Annotated in this window: 21 protein-coding genes; 13 read left to right on the top strand and 8 right to left on the bottom strand. The window is 74.2% G+C overall.

The features are described 5' to 3' along the window. The first annotated feature begins 38 nt into the window (after window positions 1-38). Complete coding sequence (locus ABEA77_RS11040) at window positions 39-881, top strand: alpha/beta fold hydrolase (RefSeq protein WP_345644700.1); 843 nt, start codon at window positions 39-41, stop codon at window positions 879-881. On the opposite strand, the gene ABEA77_RS11035 is transcribed toward ABEA77_RS11040, so the two are convergent. Continuing rightward, window positions 878-1,246 carry a nuclear transport factor 2 family protein gene (locus ABEA77_RS11035; RefSeq protein WP_345644697.1) on the bottom strand — a complete coding sequence of 123 codons (369 nt, stop codon included), beginning with the start codon at window positions 1,244-1,246 and terminating at the stop codon, window positions 878-880. The two genes, ABEA77_RS11040 and ABEA77_RS11035, sit on opposite strands and share 4 nt — an antisense overlap. Window positions 1,247-1,418: 172 nt before the next feature. Between ABEA77_RS11035 and ABEA77_RS11030 the strand changes: the two genes are divergently transcribed. Beyond that, window positions 1,419-2,264 (top strand): MurR/RpiR family transcriptional regulator, encoded by an 846-nt coding sequence (locus ABEA77_RS11030; protein ID WP_345644694.1) that lies wholly within the window; start codon window positions 1,419-1,421, stop codon window positions 2,262-2,264. A 117-nt stretch (window positions 2,265-2,381) separates the two neighbouring features. Continuing rightward, complete coding sequence (locus ABEA77_RS11025; protein ID WP_345644691.1) at window positions 2,382-2,948, top strand: hypothetical protein; 567 nt, start codon at window positions 2,382-2,384, stop codon at window positions 2,946-2,948. 49 nt (window positions 2,949-2,997) lie between these two features. Here ABEA77_RS11025 and ABEA77_RS11020 read toward each other — a convergent pair whose 3' ends face one another. The 5 genes from ABEA77_RS11020 to ABEA77_RS11000 all read right to left on the bottom strand — a co-directional run bounded on the left by ABEA77_RS11020 (window position 2,998) and on the right by ABEA77_RS11000 (window position 7,072). Then, on the bottom strand, window positions 2,998-3,372 hold the full coding sequence (locus tag ABEA77_RS11020) for a hypothetical protein (RefSeq protein ID WP_345644688.1): 375 nt from the start codon (window positions 3,370-3,372) through the stop codon (window positions 2,998-3,000). 105 nt (window positions 3,373-3,477) lie between these two features. Further along, window positions 3,478-3,870, bottom strand: a complete 393-nt coding sequence (locus ABEA77_RS11015; protein ID WP_345644685.1) for a roadblock/LC7 domain-containing protein — start codon at window positions 3,868-3,870, stop codon at window positions 3,478-3,480. Window positions 3,871-3,943: 73 nt separating this feature from the next. Further along, the gene (locus ABEA77_RS11010; RefSeq protein ID WP_345644682.1) at window positions 3,944-4,720 is read right to left on the bottom strand and encodes a transcriptional regulator; all 777 of its coding nucleotides are present in this window, start codon (window positions 4,718-4,720) and stop codon (window positions 3,944-3,946) included. Next, a complete protein-coding gene (locus ABEA77_RS11005; protein ID WP_345644679.1) occupies window positions 4,717-5,184 on the bottom strand; it encodes a hypothetical protein in 468 nt (155 codons plus the stop codon). Before ABEA77_RS11005 ends, ABEA77_RS11010 begins: the two co-directional genes overlap by 4 nt. Before the next feature lie 520 nt (window positions 5,185-5,704). Continuing rightward, the gene (locus tag ABEA77_RS11000) at window positions 5,705-7,072 is read right to left on the bottom strand and encodes a type III PLP-dependent enzyme domain-containing protein (RefSeq protein ID WP_425588254.1); all 1,368 of its coding nucleotides are present in this window, start codon (window positions 7,070-7,072) and stop codon (window positions 5,705-5,707) included. 167 nt (window positions 7,073-7,239) lie between these two features. Between ABEA77_RS11000 and hutU the strand changes: the two genes are divergently transcribed. The 4 genes from hutU to hutI all read left to right on the top strand — a co-directional run bounded on the left by hutU (window position 7,240) and on the right by hutI (window position 12,795). Further along, window positions 7,240-8,913 (top strand): urocanate hydratase, encoded by a 1,674-nt coding sequence (gene hutU, locus ABEA77_RS10995; protein ID WP_345644676.1) that lies wholly within the window; start codon window positions 7,240-7,242, stop codon window positions 8,911-8,913. Window positions 8,914-8,933: 20 nt separating this feature from the next. Next, a complete protein-coding gene (locus ABEA77_RS10990; RefSeq protein WP_345644875.1) occupies window positions 8,934-10,136 on the top strand; it encodes an allantoate amidohydrolase in 1,203 nt (400 codons plus the stop codon). After that, window positions 10,133-11,500, top strand: a complete 1,368-nt coding sequence (locus tag ABEA77_RS10985) for a formimidoylglutamate deiminase (RefSeq protein WP_345644673.1) — start codon at window positions 10,133-10,135, stop codon at window positions 11,498-11,500. Before ABEA77_RS10990 ends, ABEA77_RS10985 begins: the two co-directional genes overlap by 4 nt. A 125-nt stretch (window positions 11,501-11,625) precedes the next feature. After that, the gene (gene hutI / locus ABEA77_RS10980) at window positions 11,626-12,795 is read left to right on the top strand and encodes an imidazolonepropionase (protein ID WP_345644671.1); all 1,170 of its coding nucleotides are present in this window, start codon (window positions 11,626-11,628) and stop codon (window positions 12,793-12,795) included. Between the two features lie 45 nt (window positions 12,796-12,840). Here hutI and ABEA77_RS10975 read toward each other — a convergent pair whose 3' ends face one another. Together ABEA77_RS10975 and ABEA77_RS10970 are read right to left on the bottom strand one after the other, a co-directional pair. Further along, on the bottom strand, window positions 12,841-13,731 hold the full coding sequence (locus ABEA77_RS10975) for an SDR family oxidoreductase (protein WP_345644669.1): 891 nt from the start codon (window positions 13,729-13,731) through the stop codon (window positions 12,841-12,843). A 121-nt stretch (window positions 13,732-13,852) separates the two neighbouring features. After that, a complete protein-coding gene (locus tag ABEA77_RS10970) occupies window positions 13,853-14,863 on the bottom strand; it encodes an alcohol dehydrogenase catalytic domain-containing protein (RefSeq protein WP_345644667.1) in 1,011 nt (336 codons plus the stop codon). 556 nt (window positions 14,864-15,419) lie between these two features. On the opposite strand from ABEA77_RS10970, the gene ABEA77_RS10965 reads away from it, so the two are divergent. The 6 genes from ABEA77_RS10965 to ABEA77_RS10940 all read left to right on the top strand — a co-directional run bounded on the left by ABEA77_RS10965 (window position 15,420) and on the right by ABEA77_RS10940 (window position 22,885). Beyond that, window positions 15,420-16,535, top strand: a complete 1,116-nt coding sequence (locus ABEA77_RS10965; protein ID WP_345644872.1) for a GNAT family N-acetyltransferase — start codon at window positions 15,420-15,422, stop codon at window positions 16,533-16,535. Window positions 16,536-16,997: 462 nt separating this feature from the next. Continuing rightward, window positions 16,998-18,218, top strand: coding sequence for a glycosyltransferase family 2 protein (locus ABEA77_RS10960; protein ID WP_345644869.1), 1,221 nt, complete (start codon window positions 16,998-17,000; stop codon window positions 18,216-18,218). Continuing rightward, window positions 18,209-19,021 carry a polysaccharide deacetylase family protein gene (locus tag ABEA77_RS10955; protein ID WP_345644664.1) on the top strand — a complete coding sequence of 271 codons (813 nt, stop codon included), beginning with the start codon at window positions 18,209-18,211 and terminating at the stop codon, window positions 19,019-19,021. The genes ABEA77_RS10960 and ABEA77_RS10955 overlap by 10 nt, the downstream gene beginning before the upstream one ends. A 365-nt stretch (window positions 19,022-19,386) precedes the next feature. Further along, window positions 19,387-21,276, top strand: coding sequence for a hypothetical protein (locus ABEA77_RS10950; RefSeq protein WP_345644661.1), 1,890 nt, complete (start codon window positions 19,387-19,389; stop codon window positions 21,274-21,276). A gap of 89 nt (window positions 21,277-21,365) precedes the next feature. Then, window positions 21,366-21,776 carry a hypothetical protein gene (locus ABEA77_RS10945; RefSeq protein ID WP_345644658.1) on the top strand — a complete coding sequence of 137 codons (411 nt, stop codon included), beginning with the start codon at window positions 21,366-21,368 and terminating at the stop codon, window positions 21,774-21,776. Between the two features lie 2 nt (window positions 21,777-21,778). Next, window positions 21,779-22,885 (top strand): glycoside hydrolase family 26 protein, encoded by a 1,107-nt coding sequence (locus ABEA77_RS10940; protein WP_345644655.1) that lies wholly within the window; start codon window positions 21,779-21,781, stop codon window positions 22,883-22,885. Window positions 22,886-23,011 lie beyond the last annotated feature (126 nt).

Raw genomic sequence — 23,011 nt, 5'->3', positions numbered from 1 at the left:
GCCGCTGATCGAGCCGTGCCAACGGGGAGGAGACCACGATGAGTTACCTCGGTGTGCCGGGGGCGGAGCTGTACTACGAGGTGTCCGGGGCCGGACCGGTGCTGCTGCTGATCTCCGGAGGGACGGACGACGCGCGCGACTTCGAGGGGGTCGTACCGCTGCTCCAGGACGCCTTCACCGTCGTCGCCTACGACTGCCGCGGGCTCTCCCGCAGCCGTCTCGACGGCGATCCGGTGGACGTCCCGGTCGAGGTCCACGCCGACGACGCCCGGCGGCTGCTCCACGCGGTCGGCGACGGGCCGGCCCAGGTGTTCGGCAGCAGCAGTGGCGGCCAGATCGCGCTGTCCCTGACCGCCCGTCACCCGGAACTGGTCCGCGCCGTGGTGGCCCACGAGCCGCCCGCCGTCACCCTCCTCCCCGACGGCGACCCGCGCCGCACCGCGCTCGCCGAGGCCCGTGCCGTCCACGCGCGCGAGGGCGTGCGGGCGGGCATGGCGGCGTTCGTCGCGGCGGCCGGCCTCGACAGGGTGCGGCACCCCGGGCGCCATGCGCCCGAGAGCCCCAGGGCCGCGGTGAACACGCAGAGGCGGCTCGTCCGCATGGAGCGCAACCTGGAGTACTTCCTCTCCCACGTCGTCGGGCCCGCGGCCGACTACGTACCGGACGTCGACGCCCTGTCGTCGGTGCCGGCCCGGGTCACCGTCGCGGTCGGGGACGCCTCCGAGGGCCAGCTCGCCCACGCGGCGGGGCGGGCGCTGGCCGTCCGGCTGGGCCGGGAGCCCGCCGTCCTCCCGGGCGGCCACGCGGGGTTCGTCACCCACCCCACGGCGTTCGCCCGGGTGCTGCGCGCACTGCTCGCAGTGCGGCCGGGTGCGGTCTAGAGGGGCGTCTGCTGGTGGAGGACGACACGCCAGGCGTCGTCCTCGCGGCTGTAGACGGTGGTGGCGAGAGCGGCGTGGTCGACGTCGCCCTGGTCCGTCCGGGCCGTGTAGTCGACCCGGTAGGTGACCAAAGCGCTGTCCGGCGACAGCAGCCGGACCTGTTGGCCGCTCAACTCGCTGCGTACGAACGGGTTGTGATTGGCCTCGATCAGCGGAACGATCTGCTCCTTGCCGGCCGTTCCGAAGCGGCTCACCAAAAGGGCGTCCCTGCGCAGCAGCCGGTCGTACGCCGGCCCGTCCCCGTCACGGTTGGCCCGCCAGAGTTCCTCTTCCAGGGCGGACAGCAGTTTCTCGACATCGCTCATGAGGCCTCCGGGGTGCACGACCACGTCGGAGACCTACAGTACGGATGTCACGGCCGGTCGCCAAAACGGCACTCTGCGTGGCCCTGGGTCCGGCGGAGGGACCGCTCCGGCGTTCTGTATGGATGTATGCATACGGGTGCGGTCGTGAATGGATCGCTGATACCGTGCTCGCATGAGCGACACCCCCGCAGAGCGGTTGCAGCGCCTCTTCGAGGGGCACCGCCTGACGCCCGCGCAGCGGCGCATCGCGCACAGCATGGTGCGCCGCGCGGGAGACGCCCCGTTCCTGTCCAGTGTGGAGCTCGCGGAACTGGCGGGGGTCAGCCAGCCGTCCGTCACCAGGTTCGCGGTCGCGCTCGGCTTCGACGGCTATCCGGCGCTCCGCCGCCACCTGCGCGAGGTCGCGCCCGCCGCCGCGCCCGAGGAGGCGGACGAGGGGGCCGAGTACAACGCGTACCAGCAGGCGGTCCTCGGTGAGATCGACAATCTGCGCGAGCTCGCCGCGCTGCTCGCCGACCCGTCGCCCGTCGAGCGGGCCGGGCGGCTGCTCGCCGCGTCCCGGCCGCTGCCCGTGCTCGGGCTGCGCGCGGCCTCCTCGCAGGCCCGGGGTTTCGCGTACTTCGCCGCCAAGGTCCACCCCGACGTGCGGCTGCTCGACGAGGGCGGCACGATGCTCGTCGACCGCCTCGACGCGGCCCGCCGCGCCGGCGCCACCGCACTCATCTGCTTCGCCCTGCCCCGCCACCCGCGCGAGGTGGTGGAGGCGCTGGGGCACGCCCGGAAGGCCGGTCTCACCGTGGTGACGGTCGCCGACTCGGCGTTCGCGCCGGTCGCCGCCCACAGCGATCTGCTGATCCCCGCGGCCGTGGGCACGGGACTCGCCTTCGACACGGTCTGCGCGCCCATGCTGCTCGGACGCGTCCTGCTGGAGGCCATGTGCGACGAACTGCCGGACGCGCCCACGCGCCTTGAGGAGTTCGACGCCGCGGCCGTCGCCCGCGGACTCTTCGCCGAGTAGGCGCCCGCCGCGCCCGCTCCGTACGTTTTCTCAGCGCGCGTTCAGCTTTTCTCATACCTCCCTCACATGCGCTGATTACTGTGCGGCCACCAACGGCACGGACAAAGGAGGCAGATCGTGGCGCGCGGAGGGCAGCAGTCGCTCGCACGGGTGGCGGTGATCGTCCGGGCGGGCTGGGCACCGCTGTTCTGGCTGGGGGTGCTCTCCGCCGCGATCGGCCTGCTCCTGCCGGGGCTCAGCGGGCGGCGCGTGGGCGGGTACGCGGGCGCGGCGCTGTTCGTCGTCTGCGCGGCCTTCGTCGCGCTCGTGCGCCGCGGCCGCTACCGTGCCTGGGCCGAACGTGCCTCCCGCGCGGGCAAGTTCGACTTCCTCCAGGACCGTGCCGTGACCCTGCGCGCCTGGCGCCGCGCGCACCGCTGGTGGCTCGTGGGCGCGTTCGTGCTCGGCGTCGCCTCCTCGTTCGCCGCGCCCGCCGTCCTCGGCCTCGCCTTCGCGGGCGCGGGGGCCGGGCTCCGGCTCAAGGCGGGGTGGATCGGCCGCAGGGAGCGCGAAGACGAGAGGGCCCTGTGGGTCCGTACCGACTGGGCGGGCACCGGCAGCCCCGTGGGCAAGCGGGTCAAGGGCTACCGCACCACGGGCCTCGCGGCGGGCGACGCCGCGCCCGGCGGGGCGCTGCGCCGCTGAGCCGGGGCCCGCGGTGCGCTCGCGGCGGGCCGCCGGGGGCGGCCCTGGTTCAGATCTCCAGGCCCGCCTCGATCTTGACCAGCTGGTGGCGGGCCATCGCCAGGTTCGAGCGGGCCTTGTCGAGCGCGAGGTAGAGGAAGAGGCCGTTGTTGCCCCGCCCTCTGAGCAGCCGGATCAGGTGGTACTGGGTGCCCAGCGTGATCAGGACGTCCTCGATCTCGTCCTTCAGGCCGAGCAGTTCCATCGTGCGGACCTTCGCCCGTATGACGTCGGTGTTGCCCGCCGCCGCGACCGTCAGGTCCAGGTCCTTGCCGCCGCCGACCGTGCCGAGCGCCATGCCGCTCGTGTAGTCGACCAGTGCCGCGCCGAGCGCGCCGTCGATGGTGGTGAGGGCTTCCTTGAGGGAGGCTTCGGTGTTGGCCATGGGTGTCGCACTTCCTTTGCCGTCGGGTGCGGCCGCCGCCTTCGGCGCTCTGCGGCCGCGTCTCGTAGGGGATGTGGGGGGTTTCGCACGAGCAGGGGTCATCGCTCAGGCGTTCTCCAACCGGTCGAGGGCGCCGTCCACCAGTTCGCCGATGCGCGCGCTCGACCTGCGGGCCTCCAGATGCAGGCGGCCCACGTTGGTCCTCGGTTCGGCCACCAGGGTCAGGACCGCGGACGCGCCCGCCGCGTACGTGGCGACGTAGCCGTGCTCGCCCTGTACGAGCAGTTCGCGGAAGGCGCCCTGGCCGGTGCTGGCGGTCAGCCGCTGCGCCACCCCGAGCGCCGCCGCGGTCAGCGCGGCCACGCCCTCCGCCTCGGCGCCCGCGCTCTCCCGGGCGAGCACCAGCCCGTCGACGCTCGCCGCGAGCGCGCCCGTCACCTGGGGCAGGCGCGCCCGCAGGCGCCGCAGCTCGCCGAGTACGTCGGCCTCTGCCGTCATCAGCTGTCTCCTCTCGGCGCGCTGCCGCAGCGTGCGCCTCACGACGGGCTCGTCAGGGCGGGGGAGCGGGGGATCACAGGGTCGCCTCCAGCGCGTCGCGCAGCCTGCGCAGCAGCGCGATGTCGGGGTCGTCGGAGACCGCCGCGACCCAGGCCGGCACGGCCCCCGCTGCCCCCGGCGGGGGGAGGGCCTCCCGGGGCGTGTCCACGAGTCCCGCCGCGGCGAGCCTGCGGATCTCCAGCAGGGTGTGGAAGGCCGGGCGGCCCAGCGCCCACGCGATCGCGGCGGGCGACTTGGTGCCGTCGGCCAGCGCGAGTACCTCGCGCTGCCTGTGCGGCACGGCCTGCCCGGGAGCGGGCTCGCGGGCGACGACCGGCGCGGTGTCGACGCTCCCGTACGGCCAGACGTCGTCGAGCAGTTCGCGGCGGCGGAGCGTCTCGCGCTCGACGGCCGCCGCGGACACGGGCCGCACGGTGCCGAACCAGTGCGCCGCTCCGTACCGGAACCTGGTCGGCCCGCTCCCCGGCGCGAGCGCGAAGAACGCCGCGTCGAACACCGCGCCCACGTGGCACAGCTCCAGCTCGCCCCCGCGCACCCGGCCGCTGTCGACCAGGTGGCGCGCCACCTCGCGGCGGGCCCCCGCGCGGTCGACCGCCTCCTGCCACGCGGTGGGCGCCAGCCGCCCGCCCGCGGTGAGCAGCACGTCGACGCCGGGCGCCGCCGGGCTCTCCGCGTGCACGACCCGGCCCCCGGCGAGATACAGGGTGCCGTGGTCGCGCAGCAGGGCGCCGGTGGCCCGCTCCTCGGCCAGGCGCAGCAGCATCGGGGAGACGGAGCGCGCGGTGGTCATCCGAGCACCAGCCGTTCCGCGAGCTGCCGCACGCGTATGCGGGCCAGCGCGAGGTTGCCGGTGTCCCGGTCGAGCCAGAGGTGCAGGAAGACGCTGCTGTCGAACGTCGTGTCCACGAAGCACAGCACGTGGTAGCCGTCGCGGGTGGAGACGATCACGTCCTCGACGGGCAGCCCCTTGCCTCCTGCCGCGCCGTTCCCCCCGCCGCTCCCCGCCCCGGCGCCCGCGCCGCCGCCCACGCCGGGGCCCGGTGCCGCGCCGTCCCAGGCGTCCGGCGTGAACGTCGGCAACTCGGCCGCCGCGCGCGCCAGTTCCGCGGTCTCCGCGGCCGCCGCCTCCTGGTCGCCGCCGGGCGGCTCGCCCGCGGTGCCGAGGGCGAGCCCGCTCGTCCAGTCGACGACCGCCGCGCCGCGCGCCCCCGGCAGGGCCATGGCCTCGTCCAGGCATGCGTCGATTCCGGGCACGCGCACTCCCTCCCCCAGACGGATGTCCTGACGCACAGTCGTGCGGAATCCGTGACGGCGACACTACGCACAGCACACGCCATGGGAGGGAAGTCCGGCCTTTTCCTTCACCGGAATTCAGTTATGAACGTGGCATATGCAAAAACCTGTCCGATCCCGACCGCCCCCGACCGCGACCGCCCGTTTCACCGGAGGTCGGGGCACGGGGGCCGGGGGTCAGGGCGGGGTTGGGGGGCCGCGGGCGGGAGCCGGGGGCGGGTGCGTCGTGGCGCCGCGGGACGTGCGCGCCGGGGCGACGGGCCCGCGCGGCCAGGGTTTTCGTTTGGCTCAGGGCGGATCTGGGAGCGGGGTCCGGTGCCTGGGGGCGCCCCCGGCCGGAGGCTGGGGAGGATCGCACGGCGGAGGAGGTCATGGTGGAGTCCTGGCGGCCGACGACAACGCCGCGAGTGGGGGCCCCGGCCGGGGGCTGGGGGAGGTGCCGGGACACGCGGGCCCGGCATGATCCACGCGGCAAGAGGTCCTAGGGCAGCAGCGCGTCCGTGTGGGCCGCGCCGGACTCCGTGACGATCTCCTCGACCGTCTGGGGCGTGCGCACCGTGGCGAAACGCACGTCCTGGCTGCCCGCGGGGTCCTCCGTGAAGCCGTACACCCCCGGCCTCGGCAGGCTGTTGTACGCGTAGTGGTGGGCGAAGTAGTACGCGCCGGTGTCGAGCGCGGCGACCACGTCGCCCTGCTGGATCAGCGGCAGCGGCCGGTCCGTCGCCAGCAGGTCGCCCGCGAAGCAGGCGGGGCCCGCCACGTCCTGCGCGACCGGCTCTCCGGTGCGCGGCTCGCCCTCGGCGTCGTACGCGGCGATGCGCAGCGGCCACGACTCGGGCGCGTACACCGTACGCGTGGCGACCTGCACGCCCGCGTGCGTCACGGCGATGGGCCTGGCGCCCGCCGACTTGGTGTACTCGACCTTCGCGAGGACCGTGCCGTGCTTGGCCAGCAGCGACCTGCCGAACTCCGTCACCAGCCCGTACCGCCCCTCGAACAGGCCGGGCACCGCATCCCGCAGCGCGTCCACGTACGCGGCGAAGTCCGGGGTGTGCTCGTCGGAGGCGAAGTTCACCGGGAGGCCGCCGCCGATGTCGAGCGTGTCGACCTGCCGCCGGCCCGCCGCCTCGTTGATCTCCTCGGCGAGCCCGTACAGCACCGCTATGCCCTCGGCGATCAGCTTCAGCGGCACGCCCTGCGAACCGGAGTGCGCGTGCAGCCGGGTCAGCCACGGCCGCCGCGCGTACGCCTCGACGACCCACTCGCGCACGCCCGGGTCCCGCAGCGCCACGCCGAACTTCGACGTGGACGTCGCCGTGGACAGCGCGCCGATGGACCCCGTGCCGGTCTGCGGGTTGACCCGGACGCCCAGCGGGGAGCGGGTGCCGAGCTCGGCGACGAGGGCGTCGAGCCTGGCCAGCTCCTGCGCGTTGTCGGCGTTGACCGCGATGCCGAGCGACAGCGCCTCCCGCAGCTCTGCGGTGGTCTTCGCGGGCGAGTCGAGCACGGTCGCCTCCACCGGCACCCCGGCGGCGCGGGCGAGCGCGAGCTCTCCTGGGCTCGCGACCTCCGCGCCGATCCCCAGCTCGCGCAGCAGCCGCACCACCGGCACCAGCGGCGACGCCTTCACCGCGAACGCGTGCAGCACGGGCGTCCCCGGCGGCAGCGCCTCCTCGAACGCCGTGCGCAGCGCGGCGGCGGACTCCCGGATGCCCGCCACGTCGAGCAGCCCGACGACCGGCTGCTCGTCGCTGATCAGGCCCCCGGCCACGGCGGCGCGTACCGCGCGGTGCCGTCGCCCGGCCGCTGCCGCGCCCCGGTCCGCCGCCGAGCCCCGTATGTCGGTCATGTCGGTCTCCGTCCTGCCCATGTGCATGTGCCCATCATGCTCGATGGCCCGGTTGGCCCGACCGGCCCTGTTGACTAAGAATATTCATCAAGTCAGGATGTGAATAACCGGATGTGGACACCCGGTCCACCACGCCCGCCGGATCGCTCGCGGAGGAGTCACCCGCCATGTCAGAGCCCCGCATCGTCAGGGCCCCGCGCGGCCCCCAGCTCAGCGCCCTGGGATGGCAGCAGGAGGCCGCCCTGCGCATGCTCCAGAACAACCTCGACCCCGAGGTGGCGGAGCACCCCGAGAAGCTCGTCGTCTACGGCGGCACCGGCAAGGCCGCCCGCGACTGGCGCTCCTTCGACGCCATGGTCCGCACCCTGCGGACCCTGAAGCAGGACGAGACGATGCTCGTCCAGTCCGGCCGCCCGGTCGGCGTGATGCAGACCCACGAGTGGGCCCCGCGCGTCCTCATCGCCAACTCCAACCTCGTCGGCGACTGGGCGAACTGGGAGGAGTTCCGCCGCCTCGAAGCCCTCGGCCTGACCATGTACGGGCAGATGACCGCCGGCTCCTGGATCTACATCGGCACCCAGGGCATCCTCCAGGGCACCTACGAGACCTTCGCCGCCGTCGCCGCCAAGCGCTTCGGCGGCACGCTCGCCGGGACGATCACCCTGACCGCGGGACTCGGCGGCATGGGCGGCGCCCAGCCCCTCGCCGTCACCATGAACGACGGCGTCGCCGTCTGCGTCGACGTCGACCCGCGCGCCATCGAGCGCCGCATCGAGCACCGCTACCTCGACGTGCGCGCCGACAGCGTCGAGCACGCCCTCCAGCTCGCCGTCGAGGCCCGCGACGCCCGCCGTCCGCTCTCCATCGGCCTGCTCGGCAACGCCGCGGAGGTGCTGCCGAGGATGCTCGCCGAGGGCGCGCCCATCGACATCGTCACCGACCAGACCTCCGCCCACGACCCCCTCTCCTACCTGCCCGTCGGCGTCGACTTCGACGACATGGCCGCCTACGCGGCCGAGAAGCCCGCCGACTTCACCACCAGGGCCCGCGAGTCCATGGCCCGCCACGTCGAGGCCATGGTCGGCTTCCAGGACGCCGGCGCCGAGGTCTTCGACTACGGCAACTCCCTGCGCGGCGAGGCCAAGCTCGCCGGCTACGAGCGCGCCTTCGACTACCCGGGCTTCGTCCCCGCCTACATCCGCCCGCTGTTCTGCGAGGGCAAGGGCCCCTTCCGCTGGGCCGCCCTGTCCGGCGAGGCCTCCGACATCCACAAGACGGACAAGGCGATCCTCGACCTCTTCCCGGAGAACGAGTCCCTCCACCGCTGGATCACCATGGCCCGGGAGCGCGTCCACTTCCAGGGCCTGCCCGCCCGTATCTGCTGGCTCGGCTACGGCGAACGCGACCGCGCGGGCGAGCGCTTCAACGACATGGTCGCCTCCGGCGAACTCGCCGCCCCGCTCGCCATCGGCCGCGACCACCTCGACACGGGCTCCGTCGCCTCCCCGTACCGCGAGACCGAGGCCATGCGCGACGGCTCCGACGCCATCGCCGACTGGCCGCTGCTCAACGCCATGGTCAACGTCTCCTCCGGTGCCTCCTGGGTCTCCATCCACCACGGCGGCGGCGTCGGCATGGGCCGCTCCCTGCACGCGGGCCAGGTCACCGTCGCGGACGGCACCCCGCTCGCGGGCGAGAAGATCCGCCGCGTCCTCACCAACGACCCCGGCATGGGCGTCATCCGCCATGTCGACGCCGGCTACGAGGAGGCCGAGGCCGTCGCCGAGGCCAAGGGCGTCCGCGTCCCCATGCGCGAGCAGGCCGCGGAGGAGACCAAGTGAGCGCCCCCTCCTTCCAGACGATGTGGGCGGAGCTCGCCCGCGTCGGCAAGGACCCCGGCACCGGCGGCTACCGCCGCTACGCGTGGACCGGTGCCGACCTCGACTGCCGCGCCTGGTTCCGCGACCAGGCCGAGGCACGCGGCCTGCGCCACGAGACCGACCGCAACGGCAACCTCTGGGCCTGGCTCGGCGACCCGGAGGCGGGCGACGCCGTCGTCACCGGCTCCCACCTCGACTCCGTGCCGGACGGCGGAGCCTTCGACGGCCCCCTCGGCGTGGTCTCCGCCTTCGCGGCCCTCGACGAACTGCGCGCCCGGGGCGCCCGGCCCGTCAAGCCCCTCGCCATCACCGCCTTCGGCGACGAGGAGGGCGCACGCTTCGGCGTCGCCTGCGTCGGCTCCCGGCTGTCCGCGGGACAGCTCACCCGCGAACAGGCCCACGCCCTGCGCGCCGCGGACGGCACCTCGCTGCCGCAGGCCATGGAGGCCGCGGGACAGGACCCCGACGCCATAGGCGCCGACCCGGAGCGGCTCGGCCGCATCGGCGCCCTGGTGGAGCTCCACGTCGAACAGGGCCGCGCCCTCGACCTCACAGGCGACCCGGTCGGACTCGCCTCCGCCATCTGGCCGCACGGCCGCTGGCGGTTCGACTTCCGCGGCGAGGGCAACCACGCGGGCACCACCCGCCTCGCGGACCGCAGGGACCCCACGCTCCCCTACGCGGAGACCGTCCTCGCGGCCCGCCGCGAGGCACAACTCGCCGGAGCCCTCGCCACCTTCGGCAAGGTCCTCGTCCAGCCGAACGGCGTCAACGCCATCCCCTCCCTCGTCAGTGCCTGGCTCGACTCCCGCGCAGCCGACCCGGCGTCCCTCGACACCGTCGTCGCCGCCGTCGAGGCGGCGGCCCGCGAAGCCGCCACCCGCTCCGGCGTCGAACTCGCCGTCGTACGCGAGTCCTTCACCCCGAGCGTCGAGTTCGGCCACGCGCTGCGCGACGAACTCGCCCGGATCCTCGAAGCCCGCTCCGCCACCCCGCTTCCCGTGATCGACTCGGGTGCGGGACACGACGCGGGCATCCTGTCCGCGTCCGTCCCCACCGCCATGCTGTTCGTACGGAACCCCACCGGCGTCTCGCACGCCCCGGCCGAGACCGCGGCCGAGGACGACTGCGTGGCCGGTGTGCGCGCCCTCGCCGACGTACTGGAAGGACTCGCGTGCGCATGAGCACCGCCGGCGCCGCCTACTGGCTCGAACACGCCTGGCTCGGCGACCGCGTCGAGCCGGGCGTCACGGTCGAGACCGCGGCAGGACGAATCGCCGCCGTACGCACCGGGACACCGGGCCCGCCGCCCGGCGCGACCGCGCTGCGCGGCCTCACCCTCCCGGGCCTCGCCAACGCACACAGCCACGCCTTCCACCGTGCCCTGCGCTCCGAGGTCCAGGTCGGCAGCGGCACCTTCTGGACCTGGCGCGACGCCATGTACCGGACGGCGGGCCGCCTCACCCCCGACACGTACCACGCCCTCGCCAGGGCCGCCTACGCGGAGATGGCCCTCGCGGGCATCACCGCCGTCGGCGAGTTCCACTACCTGCACCACGCGCCAGGCGGCACCCCCTACTCCGACCCCAACGCCATGGGCGAGGCCCTCATCGCCGCCGCCGCGGAAGCGGGCATCCGCATCACCCTCCTCGACACGCTCTACCTCTCCTCCGGACTCTCCGCCACGGACCCGGCAGGCGAGCCCCCCACCCCCGACCAGCTCCGTTTCTCCGACGGCACCGCCGACGCCTGGGCCGCACGCGTCTCCGCGCTGCGGACGCCCGACCCGGAGCAGGCGCTCGTCGGAGCCGCCGTGCACTCCGTGCGTGCCGTGCCCCCGGGGCAGTTGGGCGCCGTCGCCGCCTGGGCCGAGGCCCGCTCCGCGCCCCTGCACGTCCACCTCTCCGAGCAGACCGCGGAGAACGACGCCTGCCTCGCCGCGCACGGCCGCACCCCGACCGGGCTCCTCGCCGACCACGGCGTGCTCGGCCCGCGCACCACCGCCGTGCACGCCACGCACCTCACCGAAGAGGACGTCGCCCTCCTCGGCGCCTCACGCACCGGCACCTGCATGTGCCCCACCACAGAGCGCGACCTCGCCGACGGCATCGGCCCCGCCGTCGCCCTGGAGGCCGCGGGCTCCCCCCTCTCCCTCGGCAGCGACAGCCACGCCGTCATCGACCTGCTCGAAGAGGCCCGCGCCATGGAACTCGACGAGCGCCTGCGCACCCGCAAGCGGGGCCACTGGACGGCGGCGGCGCTGCTGCGGGCCGCCTCGGGGACCGGCCACGCCGCGCTCGGCCGGCCCGACGCCGGCCGCATCGAGCAGGGCATGCTCGCGGACCTGACGACCATCGCCCTCGACTCCGTCAGAACCGCGGGGCCGCGGGCCACGCTGGGCGCGGAGACCGCCGTATTCGCCGCGACAGCTGCCGATGTGCGCCATACCGTGGTCGGCGGCCGCCATGTCGTACGGGACGGGGCCCACGCCCTCGTACCCGATGTGCCCACCGCGCTCGCCGAAGCCGTCGCGGCGCTGCGCCCCTGACCCGTGGCAGGCCGCGGCCCATGTCCCCCACACCGCCGCGGCCGCCCGGCCCTGCGGCCCACGGCCACAGCCTGGACCACCGGCCGCCACCCACCGCTCGTCCCCGGAAGGAACACAGCATCGCGATGACGACACTCGTCACCCACATCGCACGTCTGGTCACCAACGATCCCTCCCTCGGTGACGGAACCCCCCTCGGCCTGATCCAGGACGCGGCCGTCGTCATCGACGGCGACCGCGTCGCCTGGGTCGGTGAGACAAGCAAAGCACCCGCCACTGACAACCGGGTCGACGCGGAGGGCCGCGCGGGCCTCCCCGGCTTCGTGGACTCCCACTCCCACCTGGTCTTCGCGGGCGACCGCACCGCCGAGTTCAACGCCCGGATGTCCGGCCGCCCGTACTCCGCGGGCGGCATCCGCACCACGGTGGCGGCGACCCGCGCCGCCACCGACGCCGAGCTGGCCGCGAACCTCGACCGCTACCTCGCCGAGGCCCTGCGCCAGGGCACCACGACGATGGAGACCAAGTCGGGCTACGGCCTCACGGCGGCCGACGAGTCCCGCGCGCTGCGCGTGGCGGCCGCGCGCACGGACGAAGTCACCTACCTCGGCGCCCACATCGTCGCCCCCGAGTACGCCGACGACCCCGGCGCGTACGTCGACCTGGTCACCGGCCCCATCCTCGACGCCTGCGCCCCGCACGCCCGCTGGGTCGACGTCTTCTGCGAGCGCGGCGCCTTCGACGGCGACCAGGCCCGCGCCGTCTTGACCGCGGGGGCGCGGAAGGGACTGCTGCCGCGCATCCACGCCAACCAGCTGACGTACGGGCCCGGCGTGCAGCTCGCGGTGGAGCTCGGCGCCGCCTCGGCCGACCACTGCACCCACCTCAGCGACGAGGACGTGGACGCGCTCGCCCAGGGCGACACGGTCGCGACGCTGCTGCCGGGCGCCGAGTTCTCCACCCGCGCCGAGTGGCCCGACGCCCGCCGCCTCCTCGACGCCGGTGCCACGGTCGCGCTCGCCTCGGACTGCAACCCCGGCTCGTCGTTCACCTCCTCCGTCCCCTTCTGCGTGGCGCTCGCCGTACGCGACATGGGCATGACCCCGGACGAGGCCGTGTGGGCGGCGACGGCCGGCGGCGCGGCCGCCCTGCGCCGCACCGACGTGGGGCGGATCAGCCCCGGGGCCCGCGCCGACCTCGTACTCCTCGACGCCCCGAGCCATGTCCACCTCGCCTACCGGCCGGGCGTCCCGCTGGTCTCGGCGGTCTGGCGGGCCGGACACCGGGAGGTCTGAGCAGCACGCCCGGGGTGCGGGGTGCCCTGACCCGGCCGTGCGCGCTCAGGTCCTGGCGGTGAGCAGATCGGTCAGCCCGATCCGCTCGTAGAACTCCGCGCGGACGCGGTCCGCGACATCGCTGACCTCACGGGAGCCGTCGTCTGCCGGGTCCACGGTGACGCGGAACGGCCGCTTCCCTTTGGGCGCGTCCACGATCGCGACGACCGCCCCCGCCACCTCGGCGGGATCGGCGTCCGGGGGCGCCAGTTCGGCCAGCCGCCGGCCGACGCCGTCCATCAGACCCGCGTACTGCTCCTCGTACGCCTCAGCCGTCTCCTTGTCCTCGGGTGCCATCGCGTGAGCGAAGTGGTTGGTTCCTGACGTGAAGGAACCCGGCACGACGATCGCGGAGTCGACGCCGAAGCGGGCGAGTTCCACGGCGTAGCCCTTGGCCACGTGGTCCTCGGCCGCCTTGGCGCCGAAGTAGGGGGAGAGGTAGGGCGGCGTACCGCCGAAGGTGCTGCTCGACCCGACCCACACCAGCAGCCCGTCCCCGCGTGCGCGCATCTGCGGCAGGACGGCGCGGTTGAGGCGCTGCGTGGAGACGACGTTCGTGTCGTACAGCTCGTGCAACTGCTCCGGTGTGAAGGCCTCTGTGGGGCCGAGGGACATGTGGCCCGCGTTGTGGACGACGACGTCGACCCCGCCGGTCTCTTCGGTGATCCGGCCGACCGCGCCGTCCACGGACTGCTGGTCCGACACGTCGAGTTCGACCGCGCGCAGGTCGACGGAGCGCTGCCGCGCGTACTGGGATGCCTCCTGGGCCGCCGAGGCGTTGTGGCCGCCGGAATCGCGCATTCCGGCGTACGCGGTGTATCCGGCGTCGGCCAGCGCCCGGGCGGTCATGGCCCCGAATCCGCTGGAAGCGCCACTGATGAGGACGGTCTGTGACATGAGCTTCTCCTCCGTGTGGGGCGCGGGTGCGATCGCACGCGGCCCGCCTCTGCGGTGCTCGGAGCGGGAGCGGTGCCGGACGGACGGTGTGGGCGGACCGCGGCGCGGCGGCACCGCCGCCTCAGGGGAACGCGATGACGCTGCGCCCGTGCGCGGTGTGCGCGTCCATCGCGTCGAGCGCGGCGCCCGCGCCGTCGAGGCCGATGACATGGACCTCCGGCACGATGCCGTGCCGCGCCGAGAAGTCCAGGGTGTCCCGCAGGGCGTGCGGGGAGCCCGAGGGCGAGGCCATCACGTGCAGCCGGTTCAGCACCATCTGCTGCGCCTCCAGCACCAGCGGCTCCGTGTCGTAACCGCACATCACCAGCGTGCCGTCGGGCGCCAGGCCCGGTACCGAGGCTGCCGCTGTGGCGTTCGCCGGTGCCGTGTTGAGGACGAGGTCGGCGCCGCCGTCCCAGGTCGCGAGGGCCTCGCCCGGGTCCTCGTCCGCCGAGGCGACGAAACGTTCCGCGCCCAGTTCCTTCGCCGCGTCCTCGCCCCGGCGCGACCGGCCCACCACGGCGACCCTGGCCCCCAGCGCCACCGCGTACCGGATGGCCAGCGACCCCATACCGCCCGTTCCGATCACCGCGACACGGGAGTTCGGGCGCGCCCCGCCCTGCCGGAGCCCGTTGTACGCCGTGAGCCCCGCGCAGGCCAGGGGCGCGGCCGTCACCGGATCGAGCCCCTCGGGCAGCGGTGTCGCGAAAGCGGCCTTGAGGACCGTGTACTCGGCGTAGCCGCCGTCGACGACCACCCCCGTGATCCGCTTGCGCCGGCAGAGTATCGGCTCACCGCTCACGCAGTAGTCGCAGGTGCCGTCCGAGTCGAAGAGGAACTGGCCGGCCACCGCCGTACCGGCCGCGGGCAGCGACACCCCGTCGCCCACCGCCTCCACCACGCCGGTGATCTCGTGTCCGGGAACCACGGGGAAGCGGGCGAACGGATACCCGCCGTGGAGGAGGTTCAGATCGGAGTGACACACTCCGCAGCCCGTTACCCTGACGAGCACCTCGCCGGGCCCGGGTTCCGGAACGTCGCGCTCCGTCAGTGTCAGGGGCTCGCGGACCCCGGTGGCCAGCGCCGTACGCATCGCATTCTCCCGTCATGGCCCGACACCCCCGCCGGTCCCGGGACGGCGTCGGGCTGCGGTGTCCGCAGGTCCGCGATGTCCTGAGGGGGTCGATCCGGCTCTCGGGTCCGTCCGGTCGCCCGCTTCCCCGGTACGTGGGCCGACGGTCGCAGCCGTGCCCCTGTGATCGCGGCGGTCGCCCGCCGATGGTCGTGGCGGGCACGCGCGCCGGGGCGCGGAACGCCAGCAGGGCCCGGTGGGTGTGATCTGTGTCACTCCAGTGTGGCGCGGTCGGTCGGCTGGTGCAAAGCGGTGGTCGCCGGTCCTTCCTCCCTTGCTCGTTTCCTGTGGGGCCGCGCCGGCTCCCGGCCGGTTCTCCGCTGCTGGGAGCCGTCGCAGTCGACCCGTTCGCCCCCCGCGTCCCACCGGTCCCACGCGAGAGGAGAGGCCCTGTCCTCGGCGGATTTGGGCCGGTAACGTCCTGTTCCGCATGCGGGTTCCTGGTGACGGCGCCCGCGGGGGGCCGGGACAGCGCACCGCGACCGGGGGGGGCGAGTTGAGCGTCGAGGGCAGTGCCGTGCGGATACGGGTGGTCGCGCCGGGCCGGTTGGGCGAGAGCGAGGCGGACGCCTGGCGTGCGCTGCGCGCGAAGTCGGGAGCTCCCGGCAATCCGTTCATGGAACCCGAGTTCGCCCGCGCGGTGGGCCGGGTGCGGCCCGCGGCGCGGGTCGCCGTGATCACCGAGGCCCGGGAGGGCGCCGACTGGACGGAGGGCCCGGGCGCCGCCGTGGAGCCCGCCGGGTTCTTCCCGTTCGAGGCGGACCCACTGGGCCGCGGCCGGGCCCTGGGCCTCGGAGTGTCCGACAGCCAGGGGGCCGTCCTGCGGCCCGGCTTGCGGCTGGCCGCCGATGAGCTGCTGCGCGCGTGCTCGCTGGCGGCCTGGGAGTTCGACAACCTCGAAGAGGGCCAGACGTCCTTCATGGCGGGCGCCGCCGACGCGTTCGAGTCGCCTGTCGTGGATGTGGGGAACGGCTTCGCGGCGTACGAGGCGGCGCTGCGCGAGCGGTCGCCCACGTTCTACCGCACGACCACCGCCAAGGAGCGCCGCCTCGGCCGCCAGGTCGGCGAGGTCCGCTTCGTCTTCGACGAGCGCGATCCGGCCGTGCTGGCGAAGCTCATGGAGTGGAAGTCCGCGCAGTACCGCAGGACGGGCCGCCGCGACCGGTTCGCCAAGGAGTGGATCCGCGACCTCGTGCGGCTGCTCGCCGGCACCCGGAGCCCCGGCTGCTCCGGCGTCCTGAGCGTGCTGTACGCGGCGGACCGGCCGATCGCCGCGCACTTCGGGCTGCGCTCCCGGACGGTGCTGTCCTGCTGGTTCCCCGCCTACGACACCGGGTTCGCGAAGTACTCGCCCGGGCTCGTGCTCCATCTGCGGATGGCGCGGGCCGCGGCCGCCGAGGGCATCGGGATGCTGGACCTCGGGCGGGGGGCCGCTGAGTACAAGGACTCGTTGAAGACGGGCGGACTGACGGTGTACGAGGGGGCGGTGGTGCGGCCGGGGCCCCGCGCCGCGCTGTACCGGCTGAGCAGGGAGCCCGGCAGACGCGTCCACGGCTTCGTCAGGGACAGGCCGGAGCTGGCCTCGCTCGCGCGGCGGACACTCAACCAGATCGGCCGGGTGCGTGCGCGATGAGGCGGACCGCGCGGGACGGCGGCCCGCCGGACACCACGCCGGGGAGGTCCGCCGACGATTCTTCGAAACGATACGTGACGAACGGCCACGGCGTGTGTCCAAGGGAGTATGGAAGACACCGAGCAGAGCCGCACGCTTCTCATGCGCCGCCCGCGACGCGGCCTCACCGCACCACCGCCGCCCCGCCCTGGCGCAGCGCCACCACGGGAGCGCGCCACCGCGCCGCCCCGTGGGCCGGACGGCCCGGTTGAGAGCACCGAACACAGCGCTGGACCAAGGACGTTGACCTTGCCGACCCTGAGGGCGGCACCGCACCAAGGGGGGACCGTGCCGTACGGGGATCTGCCACCGCAGCCACCGCCCCGCGCCCGCCGCCCCGCACCCGGGGGTGCGGCCCCCGCGCCCCCGCGCCCCGCCGCGGTCGCCGTCGTCGACCTCGATCTCGCCGGGCCGGACGGGCCGGTGCTGTCCTGCGTGCCCGCACCCGGCGGCCAGGACCCCGGGCCGGGAAGCTATGTGTACGCGCTGGTCCGCCTGCGCGGAAGACCGGTGGGCGCGGTGCTGACCCGTGTCCCGCCGGGCACGGACCCCGCCGAAGCGATCGCCGCCGCCTACCGGGCCGGACCCGCGCCGGGTGCCGGAGCTCCCGCACCGGCACCCCCCGGCGCCGACCCGACAGCCGTGCCGCCGCGTACGGCCGTGGTGGTCGGTACCCGTGAGCGCGCAGGTCGCCTCGGCCGCGCCCTCGCCTCCCTGCTGGCCCAGGACCATCCGGACTTCGCGGTCCTCGTGGTGGACAACGCCCCCGAGACGACGGCCACCCGCGATCTCGTCACGGGGCCCTTCGCGGGCCGTGTCGGTTACGTGCGGGAGCCGGTGCCGGGCCTCGCCGCTGCGCACAACAGGGGCCTCGCGTCGCTGCCATCCGACGTGGTGGCCGTCGCGTTCACGGACGACGACGTCGTCGCTGACCCGCACTGGCTGACGGCGCTCACCACGCCCTTCGCCGACGACCCCGGTCTCGGCTGCACCACGGGCCTCATCCTTCCCGCCCGCCTCGGCACACCGGCCCAGATACTCCTGGAGAGCCACGGCGGCTTCGCCAAGGGATTCGTGCCGCGGCTGTACGAACCGGCGCGGCCGCCCGCCGGCGAGCCGCTGTTCCCGTTCGCCGCGGGCAGCTTCGGCTCCGGGGCCAACATGGCGTTCCGGGTGTCCGCCCTGCGGGCCGTGGGCGGCTTCGACCCGGCCACGGGCACCGGCACCCCCGCCAGAGGCGGCGACGACCTGTACGGCTTCGTCAGCATCCTCGCCGGGGGCCATCGCCTGAGGTACACACCGGACGCGCTGGTCTGGCACCACCACCGCGAGACCTGGCAGGACCTCAGAAACCAGGCGTTCGGATACGGAGCGGGCCTCACGGCGTACCTCACCGCGGTCCTCGTGCGACAGCCCGCCCTGCTGCCCGCGCTGCTCGCCCGGCTGCCGCGCGGTCTGGCGCACGCCAGGGCCCTCACAGCGCACCGGCCCGGCGGACAGGGTCCGGCACCGGGGGCGCCAGGGGCGCAGAGCCACCCCTGGCCCCGCTCGCTCTCCCGGCTCGAACGCCGGGGCATGCTGTACGGGCCCGTCGGCTACCTGCGGGCCCGGGCCGCCTGGCGGGGGAGGCGGCGATGGTCGTGACCCCGGTCCCCGTGCTGCTCTACCACGCGGTGATGGCCGACCCGCCCGCCTGGATCGCGGAGTTCACGGTCGGGCCCCGGCAGTTCGCGGCCCAGTTGGACGCCGTGGTCGCGTCCGGCCGTACGCCGGTCACCGCGGGCGCGTTCGCCGCCGCGCTCACCGGGCAGGGGCAACTCCCGGCCCGACCCGCGGTGTTGACGTTCGACGACGGGTTCGCCGACCTGCCGGGCCCGACCGCCGAGGCGCTCGCGGCCCGCTCCCTGCCCGCCACCGCCTACCTCACGACCGGCGCCCTCGCCCGAGGGCGTGGCATCCCGGGACACGGCAGCCTGCTGCCGCCCGCGCCGATGATGTCGCTCTCCCAGGCGGCGTCGCTGGAGGGGCACGGCGTCGAAATCGGGGCGCACACCGTGACGCATGCCCAGCTCGACACGCTTCCGGCTTCCGCGCTCCGTGGTGAACTACGGGACTCCAAAGACGTGTTGGAGGACACCCTCGGACACGCGGTGGACCACCTCGCCTATCCCCACGGCTACAACAGCCGCGCCGTGCGCGACGCGGCGCGCGCCGCCGGATACACGTCGGCCGCCGCCGTGCGGCACGCCCTCAGCTCCACGGCCGACGAGCCGTTCCGGATGGCACGGCTCATCCTGCGCCGCTCCCACACCGCGGCGGACGTGGCCGCGTGGATGGCGGGGGAGGGCGCCCGCGCGGCGCCGTTCCCCGACGCCGCGAGGACGGTCGGCTGGCGGATCTACCGCAGGGCCAGGGCGCGCTTCCTCGGCCCCAAGTTCGCGGGGTAGCCGCCACCGAGTCCCGGGCGGCGCCGGCCGGACGGCGCCGAGACCCCGCGTCACCAGGGCCGGGGCGGCAGAGAAACGAGGCACCGCGGACCGACAGGGAGACGCGCAGAGCGGCAGACGGACGGCGGGCGCACAGACAGGCACAGCACACACGACAGCGCCCACAGACACAGCGCTCACAGACACAGCGCTCACAGACACAGCGCCCACAGACACGGCGAGGCGCGCCGACCGGCAGGCGCGGGACAGGCACACCACACACGAGGCGGCACACGCACAGACAGGCACACGTGGCCCGCAGAGGGACAGACCGACAGCGCGGCACCGAAGGCGCGACCGACGAACACGACAGGGGGGCCAGGGCGGTGGCACAGCACGAGATGACCGCGTCGGGCGGCGCGCACGGCGCGCGGGCCGACCGGGAGGGCGCGAGACGCCTCCCGGTTGGTCCCGTCCGGCTGCTGACCTGGCTGCCGTTACCCGTGGCCGCGGCGCTGTGGGCCTGGTCGCTGCCGAGGATCCGCTTCCACGACATGGGCGACTTCGGGCTGCTCGACCGCTTCCCCGTCGCGTTCTACGGGGCGCTGGCCGTCCTCACCGTCGGATTCGTCGCCTCGCTGCGCCGGGCGGGCACGGCCCCCTGGTGGCCGTGCGCCTACAGCCTCGGGATGCTGTTCGCGCTGAAGGCCCCCACGGCGCTGCTGTACGACACGGTGCGCTACGCGTGGGCGTCCAAGCACGACGCGGTCATCGCCCGCCTGCTCACCGAGGGCACAGTCCACCCTCACCACCAGCTGAACGGCGGCATGTCCGCCTATGACCAGTGGCCCGGCTTCTTCTCCCTCAACGCCGCCCTCATCCGCGCCTTCGGGGTGCACGGCGCCGCCGTCTACACCAACTGGGCCCCCGTCACCTATGGCGCCCTGATGCTGCCGGTCCTCGTGCTCATCTACCGCACGTTCACCGACGACTGGCGTCTCGTGTGGACGGCGGTGTGGATCTTCCAGCTCGCGAACTGGGTGGGGCAGGACTACCTGTCACCGCAGGGGTTCGCCTATGTGCTGTTCCTTGCGATCTTCGCGGTGGTGCTGCGGCACTTCGTGCGGCCGGGGACGGCGGGCCCGCTGCGCGACCGGGAGCGGCTCGACCCGGCGGCCGCCCCCGTGCCGCCGTCGACGACCTGGCGACAGCGCGCGGTCGGCGTCGTGCTCCTTGTGCCGCTGATCGCCGCGATCAACTCCGCGCACCAGCTGACGCCGGTGATGCTGTGCGTGACCCTGTTCGCGTTCTGCCTCACCCGGCGCTACCGCAACATCGGACTGTTCGCGACGGCCGTCGTCATCATGGGGATCTGGGACCTCACGATGGGCCGGCCGCTGTTCGTCGACACGATGAAGACCCTCAGCGGGCAACTCGGTGACCTGTTGAGCAACGCGAAGCCGGGCATCGGCGGCAACCCGACCGGCGCGGGTGCCGAACTGGTCGGCCTGGTCAACATCGTGATGGTGGTGTCGCTCGGGGTGCTCGCCGTGGCGGCGGTCCTGCTGCGCCGCCGGCTCGCCAGGTCCGCCCTGCCGCTGCTGCTCGCCGCGATCGCCCCCGCGCCCCTGCTCGCGGTGAACAACTACGGCGGCGAAATGGTCTTCCGGGTCTATCTGTTCGGACTGCCCGGCTCGGCGTTCTTCGCCGCCGCGGCGCTGGTGCCCTCGGCGGCCTACGCGGGAAGGGCACGCAGGATCGCCCAGCGCGTGATGGTCGTCGCGCTGCCCGCCGGAGTCCTCGTCCTGCTCGCGGGCTTCCTCCCCTCCTACTACGGAAAGGAGGCCATGCAGTACGCGCCGCCGCAGGAGGTGTCCTTCGTGGAGCGCGCCTACGACCGGGCGCCGACGGGTTCGCTGGTGATGGCGGCCACGGGCTCGTTCCCCGGCGCGTACTACCACTACAACCACTACGACCACTGGTTCTTCACCGAGCAGGACGCCAGGGCGAACCGGCAGCTGCTCAAGGACCCCGGGGACTACCTCGCCGAGGGGATACCCGCGGGCTGCCCGGCCTTCGTCCTCCTCACCCCGACCCAGCGCGACGCGGTCCAGGGCGAGGGCTATCTGCCGCCGGGCGGGTACGACCGGCTGGTCGCAGCACTCAGGGCGTCCCCGCACTTCAAGGTCGTCGAGGACACCAGCCACGGGCTGCTGCTCCAGCACCTGCCGGTGCCGACCACCCCCGAGCCACTCCCACCCGACGTCGAGCCCTGACCCGGGCCTTCCCGGCAGGCACACCCCATCCGCCCATCCGCCCCGCCCCCGCCGCCCCGCCGTCCCCAGCCAAGGAGGCACCTCACGCCATGAATCGCACTCAGGCGCAGCTCAGAACCGTCCTCGCGCTCTCTGGATGGGTCGCGCTCGCCGCGACCCTGCTGCCCGGCGGCGATGTCCTGCGCTGGGCTCCCGTCCTGCTGTTCGTCACCTTGGGGCCGGGCCTCGCCGTCCTCCACCCCCAACCGGGGGCGCCGCGCCCGGCGGCCCGGCTTGAGACCCTGGCCCTCGCGGCACCGCTGAGCTGGTCGCTCGCGGCGCTCGACGCGACCGCCCTCTTCCTCGTACGGGGCTTCTCGGCGCCGGTCTTCCTGATCTCGCTCGCGGCGTTCTGCACCGTGGCCGCGCTGTTGCCGGGCCTGCCCCTCCCGGGGGCGATACGCGGCGGGCGTGACGAGGCCGCCGACGCCACGGGGGCCGGCGCGGGCGGAGAGCCCTGACCATGAGGCGCCTCAGAGTGTGGCCCTCGGCAAGGCCCCCGGTGCGCCGCTCGGCCGACGCGCGGCTGCTCGTGGCGCTGGCGACCGTGGGCGTCCTGCTCGCCGGCATCGGCACCTGGTGGATCGTCCGCGCCTCGGACAACTCCTCGGACTGTTCGCCCACGCGGCTGCTCGCGCCGCCGTGCGGTGCCTGGTGGGGAGCGTATGTGCCGTACGCGCAGGACGGCTCGCTCACCGAGGCGGTACACGGCTTCGAGGCGAAGATCGGCCGCAGGCTCGACCTCGTCTACACGTACCACGACATGTCCAACACGCGGCGGGACGGCGTGCTGCTGACGTCCGACGAGCGCGGGCTGGGAAAGGAGCGGATGCTGATGCTCGCCTGGGAATCGACGGTGTGGAAGGAGCCGCACCACAGGAACTACACGGAGACACAGCTCGGTTGGGCGCGGGTCGCGGCCGGGGACTTCGACCGCACGATCATCGACCCGCAGGCCGAGCGCATCAAGGCGTACGGGAAGACGGTCTTCTTCACCTTCGACCAGGAGGCGGACTTCCGCACCCCCGACGCCGGAACCCCCGCCGAGTTCGTCGCCGCCTACCGCCATGTGCACGACCGGTTCCGGCAGTTGGGCGTGGACAACGCGGTCTGGGTGTGGACGGTGTCCGGCTACCTCGGCCACAAGGAGCTGATGAGGCAGCTGTATCCGGGGGACGCCTACGTCGACTGGATCGGCGTGGACCAGTACAACTACTACCTCTGCCACAAGTCGCCGGACTGGCTGGACTTCCGGCAGAGCCAGCAGCCCTCCTACGACTGGCTGCGGGAGAACATCTCGGCGACCAAGCCCCTGATGCTGGCGGAGTTCAGCACGGCCCCCGACCCGGCCGACCCGGACCGGCAGCAGGACTGGTACGAGCGCATACCCGACGCGGCGCGCCACCTGCCGGCGGTGAAGGCCATGGTCCAGTGGGACAGCCCCGTGCCGGGACCAAACTGCGACCTGCGGGCGGACCACGGCCCCGCGCTCCGGGGCTACCGGAAGGCGGGCGCGTCGCCCTACTTCAACCAGCCCCTGCCGAGCGGCGTCCGCGGCACGCCCCGCTGACACGCCCCGCTGACACGCCCCGCTGGACACCTCCTGCTGACACGCCCTGGTCGCACGGCCGGATCACAGAGGCCACAGTGGCCCGGCCGGACCCCGGGCCCGGCCGTACCCGGTCGGTACGAGACC

It is taken from the genome of Streptomyces tremellae, from assembly GCF_039540215.1.
Taxonomy (GTDB): domain Bacteria; phylum Actinomycetota; class Actinomycetes; order Streptomycetales; family Streptomycetaceae; genus Streptomyces; species Streptomyces tremellae.
Note: the sequence above shows the minus strand (reverse complement) of the source record. Positions and strands in the feature narration are given on the sequence as shown.

What these genes read in the sequence shown, in the direction of transcription:
- ABEA77_RS10985 (WP_345644673.1), top strand. Translation starts at nt 10,133, where the DNA reads ATGAGCACCGCCGGCGCCGCCTACTGGCTCGAACACGCCTGGCTCGGC.
- ABEA77_RS11015 (WP_345644685.1), bottom strand. Translation starts at nt 3,870, where the DNA reads ATGACGGCAGAGGCCGACGTACTCGGCGAGCTGCGGCGCCTGCGGGCG.
- ABEA77_RS10990 (WP_345644875.1), top strand. Translation starts at nt 8,934, where the DNA reads ATGTGGGCGGAGCTCGCCCGCGTCGGCAAGGACCCCGGCACCGGCGGC.
- ABEA77_RS10975 (WP_345644669.1), bottom strand. Translation starts at nt 13,731, where the DNA reads ATGTCACAGACCGTCCTCATCAGTGGCGCTTCCAGCGGATTCGGGGCC.
- hutI (WP_345644671.1), top strand. Translation starts at nt 11,626, where the DNA reads ATGACGACACTCGTCACCCACATCGCACGTCTGGTCACCAACGATCCC.
- hutU (WP_345644676.1), top strand. Translation starts at nt 7,240, where the DNA reads ATGTCAGAGCCCCGCATCGTCAGGGCCCCGCGCGGCCCCCAGCTCAGC.
- ABEA77_RS10940 (WP_345644655.1), top strand. Translation starts at nt 21,779, where the DNA reads ATGAGGCGCCTCAGAGTGTGGCCCTCGGCAAGGCCCCCGGTGCGCCGC.
- ABEA77_RS10945 (WP_345644658.1), top strand. Translation starts at nt 21,366, where the DNA reads ATGAATCGCACTCAGGCGCAGCTCAGAACCGTCCTCGCGCTCTCTGGA.
- ABEA77_RS11010 (WP_345644682.1), bottom strand. Translation starts at nt 4,720, where the DNA reads ATGACCACCGCGCGCTCCGTCTCCCCGATGCTGCTGCGCCTGGCCGAG.
- ABEA77_RS11000 (WP_425588254.1), bottom strand. Translation starts at nt 7,072, where the DNA reads ATGACCGACATACGGGGCTCGGCGGCGGACCGGGGCGCGGCAGCGGCC.
- ABEA77_RS10970 (WP_345644667.1), bottom strand. Translation starts at nt 14,863, where the DNA reads ATGCGTACGGCGCTGGCCACCGGGGTCCGCGAGCCCCTGACACTGACG.
- ABEA77_RS11035 (WP_345644697.1), bottom strand. Translation starts at nt 1,246, where the DNA reads ATGAGCGATGTCGAGAAACTGCTGTCCGCCCTGGAAGAGGAACTCTGG.
- ABEA77_RS11030 (WP_345644694.1), top strand. Translation starts at nt 1,419, where the DNA reads ATGAGCGACACCCCCGCAGAGCGGTTGCAGCGCCTCTTCGAGGGGCAC.
- ABEA77_RS11020 (WP_345644688.1), bottom strand. Translation starts at nt 3,372, where the DNA reads ATGGCCAACACCGAAGCCTCCCTCAAGGAAGCCCTCACCACCATCGAC.
- ABEA77_RS11040 (WP_345644700.1), top strand. Translation starts at nt 39, where the DNA reads ATGAGTTACCTCGGTGTGCCGGGGGCGGAGCTGTACTACGAGGTGTCC.
- ABEA77_RS10955 (WP_345644664.1), top strand. Translation starts at nt 18,209, where the DNA reads ATGGTCGTGACCCCGGTCCCCGTGCTGCTCTACCACGCGGTGATGGCC.